13 protein-coding genes are annotated in these 17,923 nt (G+C 45.4%); 2 read left to right on the plus strand and 11 right to left on the minus strand.

The window, feature by feature from the left end; translation table 11 throughout:
* Positions 1-327: 327 nt before the first annotated feature.
* From M1L62_RS29545 to M1L62_RS06500, 10 genes are all read right to left on the minus strand, one after another.
* On the minus strand, positions 328-6,612 hold the full coding sequence (locus M1L62_RS29545) for a DUF3289 family protein (protein ID WP_254412208.1): 6,285 nt from the start codon (positions 6,610-6,612) through the stop codon (positions 328-330).
* A gap of 30 nt (positions 6,613-6,642) precedes the next feature.
* On the minus strand, positions 6,643-6,903 hold the full coding sequence (locus M1L62_RS06460) for a hypothetical protein (RefSeq protein WP_254412209.1): 261 nt from the start codon (positions 6,901-6,903) through the stop codon (positions 6,643-6,645).
* A 5-nt stretch (positions 6,904-6,908) separates the two neighbouring features.
* Complete coding sequence (locus tag M1L62_RS06465) at positions 6,909-7,430, minus strand: hypothetical protein (protein ID WP_254412210.1); 522 nt, start codon at positions 7,428-7,430, stop codon at positions 6,909-6,911.
* Positions 7,352-7,726 (minus strand): hypothetical protein, encoded by a 375-nt coding sequence (locus M1L62_RS06470; RefSeq protein WP_254412211.1) that lies wholly within the window; start codon positions 7,724-7,726, stop codon positions 7,352-7,354. The genes M1L62_RS06465 and M1L62_RS06470 overlap by 79 nt, the downstream gene beginning before the upstream one ends.
* A 60-nt stretch (positions 7,727-7,786) precedes the next feature.
* Positions 7,787-7,930: a hypothetical protein gene (locus M1L62_RS06475; protein ID WP_254412212.1), complete on the minus strand. Its 144-nt coding sequence runs from the start codon at positions 7,928-7,930 to the stop codon at positions 7,787-7,789.
* Positions 7,931-8,045: 115 nt separating this feature from the next.
* Positions 8,046-8,801, minus strand: coding sequence for a PoNe immunity protein domain-containing protein (locus tag M1L62_RS06480; protein WP_254412213.1), 756 nt, complete (start codon positions 8,799-8,801; stop codon positions 8,046-8,048).
* A 9-nt stretch (positions 8,802-8,810) separates the two neighbouring features.
* Complete coding sequence (locus tag M1L62_RS06485; protein WP_254412214.1) at positions 8,811-9,368, minus strand: hypothetical protein; 558 nt, start codon at positions 9,366-9,368, stop codon at positions 8,811-8,813.
* A gap of 213 nt (positions 9,369-9,581) precedes the next feature.
* Positions 9,582-10,067 carry a hypothetical protein gene (locus tag M1L62_RS06490; protein WP_254412215.1) on the minus strand — a complete coding sequence of 162 codons (486 nt, stop codon included), beginning with the start codon at positions 10,065-10,067 and terminating at the stop codon, positions 9,582-9,584.
* Positions 10,068-10,394: 327 nt separating this feature from the next.
* Positions 10,395-10,892, minus strand: a complete 498-nt coding sequence (locus M1L62_RS06495; RefSeq protein WP_254412216.1) for a hypothetical protein — start codon at positions 10,890-10,892, stop codon at positions 10,395-10,397.
* A 2-nt stretch (positions 10,893-10,894) separates the two neighbouring features.
* The gene (locus M1L62_RS06500; RefSeq protein WP_254412217.1) at positions 10,895-16,132 is read right to left on the minus strand and encodes a fibronectin type III domain-containing protein; all 5,238 of its coding nucleotides are present in this window, start codon (positions 16,130-16,132) and stop codon (positions 10,895-10,897) included.
* A gap of 11 nt (positions 16,133-16,143) precedes the next feature.
* Between M1L62_RS06500 and M1L62_RS06505 the strand changes: the two genes are divergently transcribed.
* The gene (locus M1L62_RS06505) at positions 16,144-16,524 is read left to right on the plus strand and encodes a hypothetical protein (protein WP_254412218.1); all 381 of its coding nucleotides are present in this window, start codon (positions 16,144-16,146) and stop codon (positions 16,522-16,524) included.
* 350 nt (positions 16,525-16,874) lie between these two features.
* Positions 16,875-17,432, plus strand: a complete 558-nt coding sequence (locus M1L62_RS06510) for a hypothetical protein (protein ID WP_254412219.1) — start codon at positions 16,875-16,877, stop codon at positions 17,430-17,432.
* Between the two features lie 77 nt (positions 17,433-17,509).
* Here M1L62_RS06510 and M1L62_RS06515 read toward each other — a convergent pair whose 3' ends face one another.
* Entirely contained in the window at positions 17,510-17,848 is a 339-nt protein-coding gene (locus tag M1L62_RS06515; RefSeq protein ID WP_254412220.1) for a hypothetical protein, read from the minus strand.
* Between the last annotated feature and the right edge of the window lie 75 nt (positions 17,849-17,923).

Genomic DNA, 17,923 nt, shown 5'->3' on the forward strand with positions numbered 1-17,923 from the left:
TATCCCATCTCTAATATCATCAAATGTGTAAGGATTGTACCATTTGTAGTGAGGCTTGTATTTTCTTGTAAAACAAAATCGTTCCTTGTAATAAATCTGAGTATAATATTCAGATTCTTGATATTTTTGGTTGCCAACTTTCAAATTACTTTGAACCAGTGTTATAATCTCATTGATATCTTCCGGAGGATTACTAATAACGAAATAATCGGCAACCCGTGTAAATGGGTATTTCTGCTCCAAATCCAGCTTGATAATTTCTGGTTTGGTAGTGCAAGAATTGAAGAAAACAAATAGTAATAGAATAAAATAGACTGTGTTTTTCACTTAATACGTTCCGTTTATACTTTCTTCAAAATTAACAATTGTAACAAAGGGCTTTTTGCAATATTTTTTCGAATGCTGCAATACAAACCACGCACGGAAGCCTGACAATGCCGCAAATACTGGCTTTATCTTTGGATCAATGTCATTTGCATCAAGCCCGAAATGATCAAATATTTTAACACTAATTTTTGCCTGGTAAGATCTTGAAACCTTGTCAATTGTAAAGCTTTCAATTTTAACATCGTAACCCCATGTATCATTGACAGCAATACCCAAACCGGTAAATTTTTCGTCCCAAGTTGGACTTGGGATATCTTTTCTTTGTTGCTCTTCTCCATTAACAATATACTTCAAAATTCCTTGCTTCTTAACAAAATCAGGATCCTTGGTCAATTCGAATGCTAAACTCGTATTTATATTATCAATAAAACGCCGTGTGCTTTTGTGATTTTTCCCTGCACTCGTCAAATCAGTATTTGAATACTCACCGCCTTCGCTCCTTGCAAATTTATCAATCATTGCCATAATATTATTACCCAGTTTACCCATCGATTGAAATGACGCCATCCTTTTCCATTCGTTAATCAAATCCGTCTCAGTGAGCTGATTCGATAATTCACTTTCGCACAATGCATTCAAAGCTATAATCTGATCACTTTCCATATCGCAACTCTCCATATCATGATGAATACCAGTATTGTCATCGTTCATCCCCTTACGGTGAACAGATGCTGCCAAAACATAGGGTACAAAACTTTCATCATAAATTTCCTGGGGTAAAAAACCCTCCTTACACATAGGCTGGCAGTCAATCCCGTAGCCACTCGGGCTGCATTTCTGGAGGTTGGTACCCTTGTAGAAGCCCACGAAAATGTTATGATTGTTTTCAAAGTAAACACCATAATCCCCATTGTACTGTTTATCAGCTTCATCGGTGGTCGTTACATGTACCTTGCCTCCGGCAATGTACTCAATTGTCACGCCGGTTTTAGGTGTAAAAGTATAAGGTACACCTGTGGTGCCCCACTGAACCGTAATGGTTGACCTCTGATCGGTACGGGCATTCGTCGCGGTTACGGGCGGTTGGTAAGAAGACATTTCGACATTTACAAGATCAGGGACAAACATAATATTTGCAGTCGCCGTAGCAACAGCGCTTTTACTATCTCTGACTGTTATCGTATATGTCCCCACTTTCAGCTCTACAAAAACAGGGTTGTCCTGAAACACAGTGCCATCCTTGCTATATTGATAAGGGGCAACGCCTCCGGTTGCTTCTAAGTTAATACTTCCGTCGTCTGCTGCACAGGTCGCATCGGTAGCGGTAGCGGAGAGAGAGAGCGGGCCTGCCATGTCATAATATTCTTTAGGTAAAAAACCCTCCTCACATAAATCGGCGCAATTCCCAAATAAGAGCCTTCGGTGGGTGCTAGCACAACTTCCATTTTGTTCATCTTTGTAAAATCCTATAAAGTCATTTGGAGCCTCGGTATTGAAGTATGCTACATAGGCCCCTTTCCATTTATCACTCACGCCATTAGGTACTGAGTGAATGGTAAAGATGTTTATACCTTTCGTTATCTCAAAACCTTTTTTAAGACGATAAGTATAACGAGTGGACTTTTCTGTCCATAGTGCAAAAACAGAGTTTTCATCTATTGGAGGCGCTCCAAATATAATGGTAGAGGTCGATACAAGGGGACTTTTGCAAACGATTGACTTACCCACGAATACCTTCGCTACATTTGTAAACGTAGGGCGTACATCATTATTGTAGGTGTCTGTCGAAACATTACCCTGTGCTGCCTGTCCTAAAACTGAGCCAACGGCCCCGCACTTACCTTGTTCAAAAGCTTCAACAAGAACATAGCTGCTCACTTTTGAAAAATCCAGATTATACTTTTGTAGTTCTGGCTCGGCAGCTATCGCCTGTTTCAGTTTATTGAGAAATTCCAATGCTTCCGCTGCTGATAACTGTCCATCGGTTCCTGTATAGTTTTCCAAAAAGGTACATGAGAGTGTAGTAAAGTAACTGGCCATTAGCTGTTGCATGGGGAAATTCTGCTGGCAGGGAATAACTGCTGCGGACTCTGTTGCTTCACTCATTGCACTGATCCGTCCGTTAGAAGGTGTTGATGGATAACTATATTTCCTTCTTCCGTAGAAATTCGCCTGTTCGTTGTCATCAGAGAACGAATAAGTGAAGTAACATGCTGTATTAGGTTTAAGTCGGTCAGGAACGCATTTGACTTCGTAAGCAGCAATGGTCGGATCGATGGAAGCCTGAGGAAAATAGTCCTGGTTTACTTTTGTGCTTCCATCTTTTAGATACCAAGTATTTGTAAGTTCCCCAAGTGCCGGGCACCCCTCTGCATTAAATTTGAATCTTCGGTAACCCTGAGCTTGTTTGTCGACATAGAAATTATCGCAATCGAAAGTGGCTGCAATATCTATTGTTCTGTAAGATGTAGCACAGGCATTTCCCCCTACCATACAGTTGGCCACATATGTGGTTGTTTCAACTGGAGAATGTGTATTTCCCGATATTGCGACACGATCCCAGGTTTCCCACGCTACCTTACCATTGGTTGGGCAGCCCGAAGTTTCAAGTTTTAATTTTGTTTTCGACGGGTATGGATACTCAATTACACGTGTGTCTTCCGGAGACACATAGGCCGAGAAACTGCTACATGCCGAACTGAAAGTCTCATTATAGTCCTTCCCGGAAGGTCCCGAAACATCTGTTTTCAGGACAACGGTTACGGTTTTCGTTATGGTCTCTGTTCCGGAAGTACAAATGGCCTTAAAATCAGTAGGTTCATTTATTATCTGGTTTTCCAGGCTACAAGGTGACTGGCAAATCCTATTATACCCAACCCAGGAAATTGTTCCTCCTGAACACCCGATAGCGGTCAACGTGGTTTTTTGTCCCTTTTTAACAGACAAAGGAGTTGCAGTAAGATCAAGACGTAATACTGATTTTACTTCTATTTCAGCCTCGGTATCATCGACGACATCTTTTTTGCACTTTACAGTGTATTTTGCGTTGTCGGTGACACTCTGTGCTATTACTAAATGATTTTGCCCCTGGCCCTTGCTGTCCTTTGGCAGTCCAGGCCCGTTCCAAATCGTCGTCCCTCCTTCACATCCGTTCGCAGTTAGGTTGATTGTATTTGACTCGCCTCTGTAAATCTGGCTTGGGGAAGCATGCGGTTCTAATGTTTCGCATATGATTTTGGGAGGCAATATTGTAGGCACCTTAATTTCTATCTCTTTCCAGCATTGTGTACCGCGGCATGATGCGATGATTTTGATTGTTTCCGAAGGTGCTATTTTGAGTTCTGACGTTACTGCAAGACTATTTCCCTTCAGAGACCAGATGATTGTTCCACACCCTGTTCCTTTCAATGTGATTTCGTCACCAGGTTTGGCAGATAATTTATTTTGTTCTACGTTTATTGAACAAGTTGGCTCAAATACATTAATGACTTTTGTTCCACTGCATATAGGGTAGTCGCAATCAACCCGGTATGTAGTATTAAAGTTGTATACTATTATACTACTTCCATTGTCTTTGGGGATAGGTTGATCGTATATGGTAGTTCCCGTGGCAAAAGTTGCCTCTCCATCTCTACTCCATTTTATATTCCCAAGACATCCATCGGCGGTTAATTTCAAAATGTTACCTTTCGGTACAGATTCAGGACCCAAGATCCTTACACATTGATTCGAGTTGCTGACTAACGTAATTTTTCGCGAGTACGGTGTTGAAACACCATTTTTGTCAAGACAAGTAGCATAATAAGTCGTTGTTGTAATTGGAAGTGGTATTTCAATGCCAAAACGCATTTGCTTATTATCGACTTTGAAAGTCTCATCATTGCTGCTGGTCCATAGTACTTGTCCACTACAATTATTTGCTTGCAGATCGATAGTCCAATACTTTGGCAAACTAGCCAGGTCGTAGAAATTGTCTTTAATCAATACTTCAGCTTCTATTGGCTCTCCGGTACCATAATATTTGCCGCGAACAAATCGAATGTCCAAAGAATTTGGTTCTATTTTGCCTAGCACTGAAATCGAGTTAGAGAAGCATGTTTTGTTTTCTTCTTTACATTGAGCAGATACAACTAGGTTGCCATCAACTAACAGTTTTACATTCGCTTGGTTCCCTAATGCATTGTTCCAGATAATTTGTCCTGCACAGCCGATTGCCCTAAGATTCAGGTAAGCATTAGGCTGTGCTGTTATGTCTTCTGTCTGATATGTTTGCCCGTCAACAGAGGCAGATATCTTGAAATCTCCTTTACAGTCAGCAGAGGAGACCTTCACATTCACAGGATACGTACATGGTTGAGCCGTGGCACTCATTTTGCAAATGGCCGTGTATGTTTTCGATGCTGTCGGGTTGACTATCAGAGCCCGATCCGGTGCTATAAAGGGAAAATTCCCGGTACTGATCTCTGCAACTTCACCATCTGCAAAAGTGATAGTACCGTTCGGGTCAATGGTTCCTGGGGTTCCGTTAGTCCAGGTCACTTTCGGATAACCATCTACTACTTTAAAATCCGGTGTAAAGCAACCTGTTACCAACAAAACATGTTGGTTTTCTTCTAACGACGGATTACTTTGACGACTGGACACACTCACACCCAATGTGCACGGCACTTCAGTACTCACACGCGCATTTGCCGGATCGCTCACCAGATTTTCAGCATTGTAGGCTACAATCTTATAATCATAAAAACGGGATGGATCCAGGCCAATCAAAGTATCACTGTTGGTGGTCGGGTACAAGGTGTGAAGAATCCCCTGCTCATCCGTATAAACAACTTTATATGTATTGTGCAGCGCATTTTTATCCCAGGTGATTTTTACCGAATGATCATCAATACGTGTAAAAGCCAAATTCTCCGGCATTGGAACAGTCTTCCTGATCGTTGTAAAATTCCCGTCTGAACTGGCTAGCAACTGATCCCCATCATACGCCAATATCCTGTACTTATACTCCATCCCTTCCCGCAAACGCGACAAATCAATTACCGGGCTTTTTACAGTTTCCTGAAGAACAGCCCCGTCTTTATCCTGGTACTCGATGATGTATTTGCTCGCCGTGCCACCAGACGGAACGCCGCCGAGCGTCGGCCCACCCGACAATTCCCAATTAATACGTGCTGATTTGTTGTCAATACCACTTACCTGTACGTTACGAATCGCAAACACCGGATTGCCGGGGCCGCTGCCTGGTTCGCCTGACTGGCTGTCTTTCTTTAACGCATCGAGTTTACTGATCAGGTCCTGATATTTTTGGGTGATGCCATCTACTTTTGGACTTCCGGCCGTCAATTGGTCCGTTATGGTTTTCAGGCCCGTTAGAATGTCCGTGATCCGAGGATCTGGATTACCCCCTCCCGACGGATCGCCGCCCGACGGAACGCCGCCCGCATCCACAAGTGCTTTACGGATCTCTTCACTCGCCTGAAGAATAGCAGCTGTGTACGTGCAGAAAAGCGAAGCCGTATCGGAGATCGTTTCATAACCAGCCAGTGCTCCCGCAAGCGTTCCTGCATAAGCGGCCGGGTCTGTCTGCTGTGCCAGCGTGCTTAAAAGCTTACTTTTCGCCGCCGCTACTTCCGACTGCGGAATGTTCAGCAAACGAAAGTTCGTTGCTTCATATACGCAGCCGCCATTGCCATCATCACTTCGGATGGCCCTTACACCGCTGAATTCTGCCAAAGCCAGGGTTCCCTCCATAAACGGAAGACGAACCAACCCTTTCCCGCTAAAACTTTCGGAGCCGCTGACTTCGGTTACAAAAACAGCAAAATCATAAATCCCCAATACATCCCCGGTTTTCAGGTTTGTTAGGGCAGTGCCACCGGTTGGCAAAGGCACCATAGGATGCTCCGGACTGCAAACCGAAAAGGCACTGCTTTGCAGAGCACAGCCAGGAAGTTTCAACTTTCCGGTAGTATCAGACGGAACCGTACCATCTGTTCCCGGAAAATTGGAATAATAATCTGCCAGCTCTCCGGGGGTGACCGCCGTACAACCCGAAACCTGAACCGGGATTTGCATCGGATCTGCCAGCACGATGGGAAGGTCTTCCAAGTCGTCACTTTCATCTGTAACCTCAAAGGTTTGAACATGGTCGGGGACTATATCCGTACAACCCGATTGAATGGCAAACTCATAACTACCCAAAGCTAGGTCTGTAATCGAGGCTGTCGTTGCTGAAACCGTTTGGGCTGTCCATTTAGTATCACCCGTTTTTCGGTATAACACTTTATAACTGTCCACGTCTGCAGCCGCCTCTCATTTCAGCTGAAGCCTCCCCGGCCCCGTTTCGGTAATCACAAAACTTTCCGGTGAAACACATTCCTTCCCATACCGGAACCAGTTTACTTCGCTCCGGCCTTCGTTTACAAAAACGACCTCATTCCCATCCGTATCAAACTCATGCACCGTAACCCGCGCCGCATAACGGGCACCACGCTCCAAAGCACCGATCAGGCTATTTCCGATACCCGTATTGCCCGGATAAAAAGTACCCGGGTTACCTTTGTCATCGATCACAGGGTTTATACAGGCATCCAGTGCTTCGGTTGGCTTCGGTTGGCTCCGGTCCGGCGCCCCGGTATCCGTCCGGCACTTTGCAGACTTTCAGATCGTACGTCGTGATATTGCCAGGCATCCGGTAATGGCGCGGCATCCACTGGATATTTACCCTTTGCGGCTCGGTCCCCGGAACGCCGGCCGTCGTCAGTTCTGCCCCGTTGAAAGGAATGTTGATGATTGGCGGCAAAGGGGGTGGTAATACTGAAATAGGTTTCACCGATGTTGGAGACCTCACGACCCGTGCCCGCTTCCAATGCCTGTACCCGGAAAGTATAAAAGCCTTCGGGTAAATTCGTTCGCAAAGGAGAACCGCCCAGCCCCTGCTCCTCGATTAAATCCTGACGAAAATAATCGTGTTGCAGGTCCAGACCGCTAAAACGCCGGATCATGCCCCTGTCCAGTGTAATCAGGTTCGCAGGGATATAGCCGTCCATGCTTGATACCCGAACGCCAGGGCTAGGCGCCCCCGCCCCTCCATACTCCATTTCAGATAAACCTGAATGCTGTTTTTCGTCAGATCTTTCAGCATCAGGTTCACCGTTAAAGCGGCGGCCGGCGTCCCGGTGGTGCTGGAAAAATAGGACGACAAACGCTGGTTTGGCTGAGAGACAATGAACGGCTGGGCGGTGACCGGGTAGTTTTGGCGGGAGGCCGCCCCGTCGGTCGACTGGGAATACGTGCTCCTGAAACTGAAAACAGCTGCCAGAAACAGGATCAAATTGCAGAAAAAGCGGTTGGGCATCAGGGTTTGTCGTGTATTTACCTGTGACGTATAGGACATCGCTTTGTCACAATGACTGCTGTCATAAATCATCACCATGCCCCAACCCTACCGAACCTATCATCCCCAGTTCAAAATCCAGTATGGAAACGGAACCTTGCCTGACGACGTATCAGCAATCATTCCAAGGTCCACATGCCAGAGCTGGAAAGGAATAAATAGTTTTTCGTTCTGGAATCCAATAGCTTCAGATGTTCGTTCCACACTATTCTATCAAAAATTTTTACGCCCCATGTACGAATATTCGTACTTTTTCACTCGGATTGTTCGTGGATTATGCAGCCCATCCTCTATTACATAACCTTATGTAAGAACCTGCTCAAACCAAATCCCCGGGATAGTACTGACAATCTTTGAAACTACTGTCATCCAGCCCCATTATCTTCACCACCGCCGCTGTCTCGAAACTCCAGTAACCAAAATAGGAATCATGTTTGCTTTTATGGCTATTGTACCACCCGGCGTCTTTATGGTTTTTGTACCATTCCCTGGTCACAAATTCTTTCACTAATTTCTCAACCTTCTCCTTTTCTGTCTCTGTGATAGCTTGCCGAAGCTTTTCAAAAACCTTAGGCACTCCAAAATACTCCCGGTAACTCTCCAACTCAATTGGTTCCCGATCCTTTATCCGGGCACCAATGATAAATTCAAAGAGAAAATCCTTTACTTGGTCCCGGTCAATAACTTCAACCAGCTTATTGAAATCACCAGCGCCTACATCCAATAAATAACCCAAAGAAAGCATCCACAACATCTCGTCGTACGCAGATAAAACGTATTGATCGTATACTTCTCCTTCGATAATTAGATTAGCAATATTTTTTGACCAACCTTGGGGCCAATAATCGAGTACTTTGCTATATTCCTCTCTCAATATAGTAATATCTAATCCAGACGTATAGGTAGCGATTGAATAATTAATAATAAAGTCTAGCTGCCCCTTTTTAAAAAAAACCATTCTCTCAGGTAATACTTTCCCGTTCGAAATCATTTCAAAACCACGTTTGATATGTGATTTATATTCATTTAAATAGTTTTTAAAATATTCTTCCGTCTTAATATTTTGCCTAATCATTGTATATAATTATGGTGTAAATGTTCCAATAACACTAGCACTTACGTTTAATTCTCGGTAGATAATCGAACCATCTGGTGCAATTTCTGCGAGTAAGCTTTTATATCCAACGGCGTTAATATCCTGAAATACAGATGGACCCACAGAATTTATTAAGCGATTATTTCCCAAAATCCAAGTATTGCTCATTTGTTTTGTTCCATCAGCCATTGTACTCAAAGTCGCCGTTCCTTTATACTTAGCCTCAACAATATAATAAACCCCATCTTTCTTAAAAACCCCATCAATACCGGTTTCTCCCCAGCCTTCTGTCAAAGCTTTTTTTCTCGGGTGAAGTGGCGCATAGCCTTTTTCTGTTAGAAACGCATCCGAAGCTATTTCGCCAAAAGCTCCTTTGGAATTGTTTGAGGCACTTGCAATAATGTTTTTGTTTTGATTGACTACTGCTTTTTGGAGATTAAAAATATCGTCCAAAAGACCACCACCACGCTTCACCTTAAACCCTTTCGCTTCCATCAAATCTAACAATTTGCTGGTAAACTTGCTATCATTAAAGGCCGTATTCAATTTGGAAATCAATTGGCTGCTCGATACCGCTTTAATTGCTATCGGCCCAAGGATCGTGGCGGCATCGAAAACAAGGCCCCCTAGCTGATACTGCTTCTCTTTACTCGTTGGAACTTGTTCCAGATATTGGTTTACCTTTTCGCTGACAGAAACCCAGATTTCCTTCTTAAATTCGTTATCTACGACAAATTTGGCTACGAAGCGAAGCGTCTCCTATGTTTTATCCCGAATTTGGCGCGCTTCGTCTTCACTCATATCTCGGCAGGCGCCAAGACTTATCTGACGTTGCACTTTGCGTGCCAGCCAGTTATAAGCACAATACATATAATCAAAACTTCCGATCAGTGCCTTCACATCTCCGCCTGATGCCATTTCCCAACCCCGGTCTACAAAACCAGCCATATAAGGACTAACAACATCCCGGCTATCCCAAAGACAACCAGGAACAATCCCCCTTGTCTGCGCTTTCCATCCCTCATAACAACCGTCCATCGCGGTCAAAAAATCAAGGATATCACTGATACCCAACGCTTCTTTGGCATAATTGGATTGCTCCTGCAAAACCGCCATATCTTTGGCAAGCTGATCATACTGAGCCTGATCACCCGGATCTGTTATTGGGCTTAGGTTCGGGCTGCCGGTATCTGCAGTAGAGTATTTAGCAAGGATCGCGTTACGCTCATCTCGGTTTTTTTCCATTGCCTCAGCCAAATCAGGGCTGCTGCCTTTCACTTCGCCAATAATTTCGCTTTCCTTTTCTACATAAGCGTCATACTTTTCTTTTGAAACCGGCTGGCCGCTGGTTTAATGTTTGAGCCTTGAAAAAAATAAAGGTAGCCTTATCGTTACCCTCATTTTTGACCCCATTTTGACCGAAAGTCACTCCTTTGAGTTTAAAACCTCTTTTTTTCTGTCAGCAACACTTTTGAGACACTACCAGTGCCGAAGCATGGATACTTTGGGCCAATTGCCAAATAATCCTGAACAGATTTTAAATGGGACCAATTATAATTTTTAAACATGTTCTTAAAATATGTTTAGCGTGGCTAATCGTTCCTTTAAGAAATTCTCTGAATAATTGTACGCCAATAATCCTACAATAGATTCCAAATGTCCACTTTCATCTTCATACCAAGGGTGCATCCAGTTAGTGGATGCCAACCATTCCTCAAATGATAAACTCCTATAAAAACCTATTGAGTACAGAAAAGTAAAGAAGCGCTTCAACTCTACACTAAATCTAGCATCATTCTTAATTTGCTCCCAAAATTCAATTTTTCTTGTTTTATCAGGCATAAATGGCGGTTTAACTTCATGTAAAAAAATCAAATAGTCCTCCCAACTTGTTCCGTCAAATAAAGGTGTTATAAATTTCTGATTTATATAGTTCCATCGAGATAAATCAGGTGTCTTGTAGTACTTAGCCAGATATTCTTGAAATGTTAGATAAAACATATCATATGTCTTTCTTCCACCACTACCATCCGGATAGTTTTCATATTTTTTCACTTCTATCTTATTCATTATTACTTAGGGATTTGTATTGCTGTTTTACCTTGCAAAATTTGATTAATGTAGGACTGTTCAAATACGATAACATTCTCATAATTTTGAGCTCCTCTTGCACCTGGTACAATTAAACCGTTATATCCATTTTGTCTTGCCCACTCAGCTAATTCATTTGTAAACTCATACATGTCAGCTTTATCATCGAGTACTTTAGTTAATTGCTGAAACTCAGTCCCTAATTGTAGTCTAATAGCATCATCAGTAAGATCCAATAAATTATCCACTTGAATATTTACATACTTATAAGTACTAAAGTCATTCCAAACGCCATAGTGTGGCACTAATTCAGTTTGATTTCCTGCAACAGTTTTACTTAAATACATAGCATTTTCCGCACCAGGTAAATCATATCGGCCCCAAGAGCTGTAGATATAATGATCTGTCATCTGATCAGGAAGAGCCCCGAAATTAATTTCAGAAGATTTACTGAGGGAGCGGATTAAATCGCCATTATAACTTTTACCTACAGGTTTGTTAGTAAGTTTTGTCAGGAATGCCCTTAATTCTATTCCTGTTTTGGCAATAAATCGTCCTCCAACCTCCGGCCTCCACTTAGGCAACTCCACCTCAATATCCTTGCCCTTCTTCCTTAAAAGCTCTCCCAACCTGTTTTTCAGCAATGGATATGCTTTAACCATTGCTCCTATGACCACTTCACCCGCTTTACCTACCAGATAGTTACGGATCGTCTTTTCTGCAACTCCCGCAACACTCATCCCCTGTTTTTCTACCAGTGCTTCTTCTGTAAACGCGAGGGCCACAGCCTGTAACTCCAGGCTCAAACCACCCGTACCAACAGCTACACTGCCATATACAACGGTATTCTCTATCGCATCGGCAATGACAGAAAACCCGGTGTAGCTTTGCATCACTTCGGCAAACGGCCGGGGCAAACCTTCCGGCTCGAAAGCATATTCATGCCAGTCTCCCTGAGCATCTTTCTCAAAGTAAACGAATTTCTCATCGACAAACAATGAACGCGCTATCCACTTCTTATCAGTTGAAGAATACCAATATTCATAACTACTGTTTGGATAATAAGGGCCATAATAACACAACCCACTGCCTTTACACGAGCTGCAATCACTCTTGCCCGAATGCTGCCCCACCGTTGAGCCATCTGCACAGCTCATCAGCGTTTGATACGAAATAACCGGAGTAGAACCTCCAACCTCAACGCTAAGTGGTAATGGAGGCAGGGAAGCTATGGTTGCAATTTCAGCCTCTTCATTCAAGCCGCCAAGCTCTCCCGCAATACCCGCCGCCTGAGCCTGGTCTTCCGCTGAAAGCGTGGGTTTGTAGTCATTAGTGCCGGCAGTAAGGTACTCAGGCTTCATATAAATAGCCATTAACTCATCCTGTTTGGCTTTTATTTCCGCTGCGAGTTCGGGATCAGTATTGTTTAGCTCAGCTACAATTTCATTCTGTTTCTGTACATAAGCATCATACTTTTCCTTGGAAACCGGCTGGCCGCTGGCGAACAGGCCGCCAATTTCCTTGATCAGCTCTTTGGCCTCGGTTACGATCTGCTTAACAGCTGCGATCTGTTCCCTGATCCGCTCCGCATTCTGCTCTTTGATCGACGACAGCGCCACCGGATCCGTAACACTGTGCATTTCCCCGGCAAGCACCTCGTAGTCTGTATTCACAGCCAGTCCGGTAAATTCCATTAAGAAATTGCTCATGCCCAGATATGGCACCAGCACATGCGCCAGGCCACGGTAAGGAGCGCTACCGGTTTCAAGCCGGTCTATCTGCGCCGGAAAATCCCCGATCAGAATATAATCTCCCACTTCAAGCGGCACATCCAGCGGGGTTTTGTTATTCGAGGGGGGCAATTTGCTTTTTCCACACTGATACGCAACCGTTGGACGGATCTTATCTTTACTGAGCGTTACAAAACCTCCCGCTTCCTCAGTGGCAGTACCTTTGCTGCAAATTGCTTTTACCTTGTATTCATACTGGCTCCGTGTGATCAGGTACTTTACCGAAAATTCGTTAACCCCTGTTACGGTTGCAGTCGTCCACAATGCTTCCGGGTTTTGAACTTTACGGTACCGGATTTCCACACCAGTCTGCCCGGGTATACTCACCCAGGCAAGCCGGAAGCCTTTGGCATCAGCACTTACAGAAGCTGTAACCACCAGCGGCTGGGAGCATGGCTCCGCCGCCTTGGTTGTGAGCGTCCCGCTGGCAGGGTCACTCACAAGTATTTTGCCTGTTGCACTCTTGCCTTTCGCTACAAGGGTAAACGGATAGGTCACAGTCGAGTCCAATCCGGAAATGGTGATGCTGTTGGTCGTGGCCGGGATGTTATGTTTCTCACCTTTCGCATCGGTATATACCAGCTCGTAACTTTCATGGGTTACGTTCTTGTCCCAGGTAAGCACAATGGTGCTGCTGTTGGTGATATTTGTCCGCAGGTTTTCAGGCATCGCCAGCTTCTCAGTAACCGTACTGAATGCACCGTTCTTGTAGCTGGACAGCGGAGCGCCGTCGGCTCCATAGGCATCTATGGTAAAGGTGTAGCTGCTTGCTTCGAGCAGGTTGTTCAGCGTCAGTTTTCCGGTGCTGCTGCCCGTAGTATTCCGGATCTCCTGCTGCAATTCCGCTCCCCCAGGGCCAACATAAGTCACAACATACCTGGCAAAACTGCTATGCCCGGCCCAGCTGATGGTAGCCGTAGTACTGCCCACAGGGTCAGGGATTACGTTGCTGATGGCTGCTACCAGCGGATTGGGACTGTCCGGTGTTCCGGGCTCGATGGACACCGGATGCCAGAGACCGGCACATAGCTCAACAGGACTGCGCCCGCACACACGCCAGTCCGTTTCAGTGGCAGAAAAATAGTTGATTGTTCCGTCCGCAGCCGGTTGTCCGGTGATGTAGATGGTATTGCCTGCCGGATCGGTGTAGGTCCAGTATGGCGCTCCGTTCAGGTTCCCCAGGCAGGTTAATCCCCGCTCCCCGGCTGTGCTCAGCGGATCATACCCTGTTACCTGGTTCAGACACGCGCCAAGATCAGCTATCGTAATGCCGTTAAGTAGTGTCACATTCCCGCCTGTGATCCCAGTGGGTGGTACCGGATGATTAAAGTCATAGATAATATCTTTGTAGACCTGTTCAACAGATAGCGTGCCACCGGGTGCTGCGCCTCCCGATGCTGTCCCTGTGCGTATATCGTTGCTGAACCTGCTGAGTGCCGTGACTATGGAATCCGCAGCCGCCCGGCCCGGTGTTCCCGCCGGATAGCGGGTGTTAACCTGCTGGGTCCAGGCCTGGGTCGCCTCCACCACGGTCTGGCGGAGATCATCCAACAATTTTTCGGTATCGGCCGTACCCTGCCCGCCAGCGATGACCAAATGCAGGCTGTCGATCGCTTCGAGAGCTTCTTCAATCGTTCCGGTGAAGCCTTTTTTTGAACCCGAAGAATCCGCGCCGACATCACCATTAAGCGCTTTTACTGCCGCGATCTGCTCTTGTCCAAGCGCACTGCCCGAAACGCTCCGCATGCGGAAATATCCGCCGGAAGAAGCCACCTGATATACGCAGCCACCTTTCGTCCCTGCCTCTCCGGCATAGGCTTTCACCCCGCTGAATTCAACAGGTGTCAGCACGTTCTGGGCGAAGGGTAATCTGGCCAGACCTTTGCCGCTTAACCCGTTATCAGATAATACAGAAGTTACAATCACCGCCATGTCATAAATGCTCAGTACATCGCCCGGATTCAGGATGGTAAGTTCTTTGGTTCCTGTTGGAAGTACCTTTGGCAGCGATGCCTCGCAATTATCAAATGTGCTGATTTGCGAAGCACAAGGAATTTTTATCGAATCGAGCACACTGTGCAGGCCATCAATTAGAATCGAAGGAGTACCTCCGGCGGCGGTACTCACTACGATTTGCAAAGGGTTCAAAGGACCAGATGAAGGTTCCGGAATAACAGTAGAATTAATCGTATAAACCTGCGCGTTACCAGGGAAAATATCTGTACATTCAGCTTGAACCGCTATTTCTATTTTCTCGGGCGACGGACCGCCAGCTTTAAGATCCGAAAGTCCGGTATTGGTTCCTGTAACCACCTGCGTGGTCCACTGACTATCTCCGGCTTTGCGGTACAAAACCTTGTAACTGTTGATATCGGCGGCCGATGCCGCGGCCACGGCTTCCCAAGATAGCTGCAAACGTCCCGGCCCCGTTTCGGCAATCACAAAACTTTCCGGTGAAACACATTCTTTCCCATACCGGAACCAGTTCACCTCACTCCGGCCTTCGTTTACAAAAACAACCTCATTCCCATCCGTATCAAACTCATGCACCGTAACCCGCGCCGCATAACGGGCGCCGCGCTCCAAAGCACCGATCAGGCTATTTCCGATACCCGTATTGCCCGGATAAAAAGTACCCGGGTTACCTTTGTCATCGATCACAGGGTTTACACAGGCATCCAGTGCTTCGGTTGGCTCATATCCGTCCGGCACTTTGCAGACTTTCAGGTCGTACGTCGTGATATTGCCAGGCATCCGGTAATGGCGTGGCATCCACTGGATATTTACCCTTTGCGGCTCGGTCCCCGGAACGCCGGCCGTCGTCAGTTCTGCCCCGTTGAAAGGAATGTTGATGATTGGCGGCAAAGGGGTGGTAATACTGAAATAGGTTTCACCGATGTTGGAGACCTCACGACCCGTGCCCGCTTCCAATGCCTGCACCCGGAAGGTGTAAAAGCCTTCGGGTAAGTTTGTCCGTAATGGAGAGTTCCCGAGTCCCTGCTCCTCGATTAAATCCTGACGAAAATAATCGTGTTGCAGGTCCAGGCCACTAAAACGCCGGATCATGCCCCTGTCCAGTGTAATCAGGTTCGCAGGGATATACCCGTCCATGCTTGACACCCGAACGCCAGGGCCCTCCATACTCCACCTCAGATAAACCTGAATGCTGTTCTTGGTCAGATCTTTCAGCAACAGGTTCACAGAAAGAGCCGTGCTGCTGGAAAAATAAGATGAAAGACGCTGGTTGGGCTGCGCTACAATGAACGCCTGGGCTGTGACTGGGTAGGTTTGGCGGGAGGCCGCCCCGTCGGTCGACTGGGCACTGACTTTCTGAAAGCTGAAAGCAGCTGCCAGAAACAGGATCAAATTGCAGAAAAAGCGGTTGGGCATCAGGGTTTGTCGTGTATTTACCTGTGACGTATAGGACATCGCTTGTCACAATGACTGCTGTCATAAAATCGTTACCGAAGCCCCAATCCTACCGAAGCTATCATTCCCAGTTCAAAATCCAGTATGGAAATGGAACCTTGCCAGATAGTATTTCAGGATTGATTCCCAGGTCTACCCGCCGGGGCTGGAAGGACAAAAGCCCTGGTTCGTTCTGGAATCCACTGACTTTTGAAGATCAAAAAGATAGTGACTTGCTTATTACTCGGCTAAAAGATGAAAATAAATTGCTTAGAATTCAATTGAAAGCAGCATTCCAACTATTGCTTTTATACCGTGAGCTGCTGGCATTGATATCAATTAAAAACAGCCATTTTTTGAAGGTAAAAAAAGAACAAATTGGCTTCTCCAAACCTGCCAGCAACATCATTTAGATCGGATTGTCTGGCGATATCTGCCCTTTACCTCCAAACAATGGAGTGCCTGGAATGGCCGTAAACATTGCTGGAAATCGCTCCTGGGCCTTTGCCGTAAACAAAACTCACAGCAACTTTCCATGACCGAACAGGAAATAATAGCAACGGCTTGCATTGACGAAAACTATACCCACTGGCCCTTGTCCAGCATTTATTACCAACTGATGAGGAAAAACAAATTGCATTGCTGAAAAAGTACATTTTACAAATATTGCAGGCTTCTGAACATTACTCGTAAACCGATCCGAAAACCAAGAAATTACCAGCCTCTTTCGCCGATTGCACCTTTAAAAATCTTACACCAAGATGTGACAATCTTCCGTACAATCAACGGTATAAAACATTTCATATATGTCATCCGAGACAATTTCAGCAGAGCAATCCTTGCTTGCCAAGCTTCTGCTGTTTACAATAGCGACATCGCCAGACAAACCCTGGAAAGCGTTTTACAAAAATTTGATCTACTCAAACAATCCGGAAGCCTGATCACCGATGATGGAGCTGAAAACCAAGGTGAACTTACCAAATGGCTGGCTTCATCAGCCACACTTTGGAAGAAAATTGTTGCCCAGGTGGATATTATTCAAAGCAACAGCATGGTGGAAGCAGCCAACAAGATTATCAAGTATAGATATCTGTTTCCAAAACCGATTATGGATACATCAGAATTAATAAAAACGCTGGAACTTGCAGTTGAAAACTATAACAACATGCCTAATGGCCAGTTACACGGATTTACTCCAGACGAAGTTTTGACAGGCACCATTCCCGACAAGCATTTTTTCAAAAGTAAAATCCAGAAAGCAAAACAAGACCGGATAGCGACCAACCGAAAAGTCGCCTGCGATCAGGTTTGCCAAACGTGAACAGTTAAAATTGGCCGTTCTTTGTCGTAGTGGTCCTTCACTCGAAATACTCAGGGGATTGCTACGTTCGTTCCACACTATTCTTTCAAAATTTTCACCCCCCATGTACGAATATTCGTACGTTTTTGCTCGGATTGTTCGTGGATTGTGCAGGGTATGACATAACCTTTTGGTTCAGAAGACTTAATTTCAAATATCCATCCATAATTACTAATCTTATGACTTTCTAAATAGCCTTTCGGAATTTTCTCTCCATTTCCATAGGTAGCAGGGATAAAGGCTCTACTCTGATCCGTAAGCCCTGTTACTGAGCATTGCGGAGCCACTCCATCCTGATCCCAAACCGGGTCTGGTTGTCCTTGACCTCGATTACTACCATACTGCCAGAGCTGGTCTTTCCACTGTGAAGGATCCATTTTGCCATACATTGCAGAACAGCCGTTTTCAGGGGCGATAATGTAGCGGAACGCCGCCCGATAACTACTCCAAGT

The organism is Dyadobacter diqingensis (assembly GCF_024220585.1).
Lineage (GTDB): Bacteria > Bacteroidota > Bacteroidia > Cytophagales > Spirosomataceae > Dyadobacter > Dyadobacter diqingensis.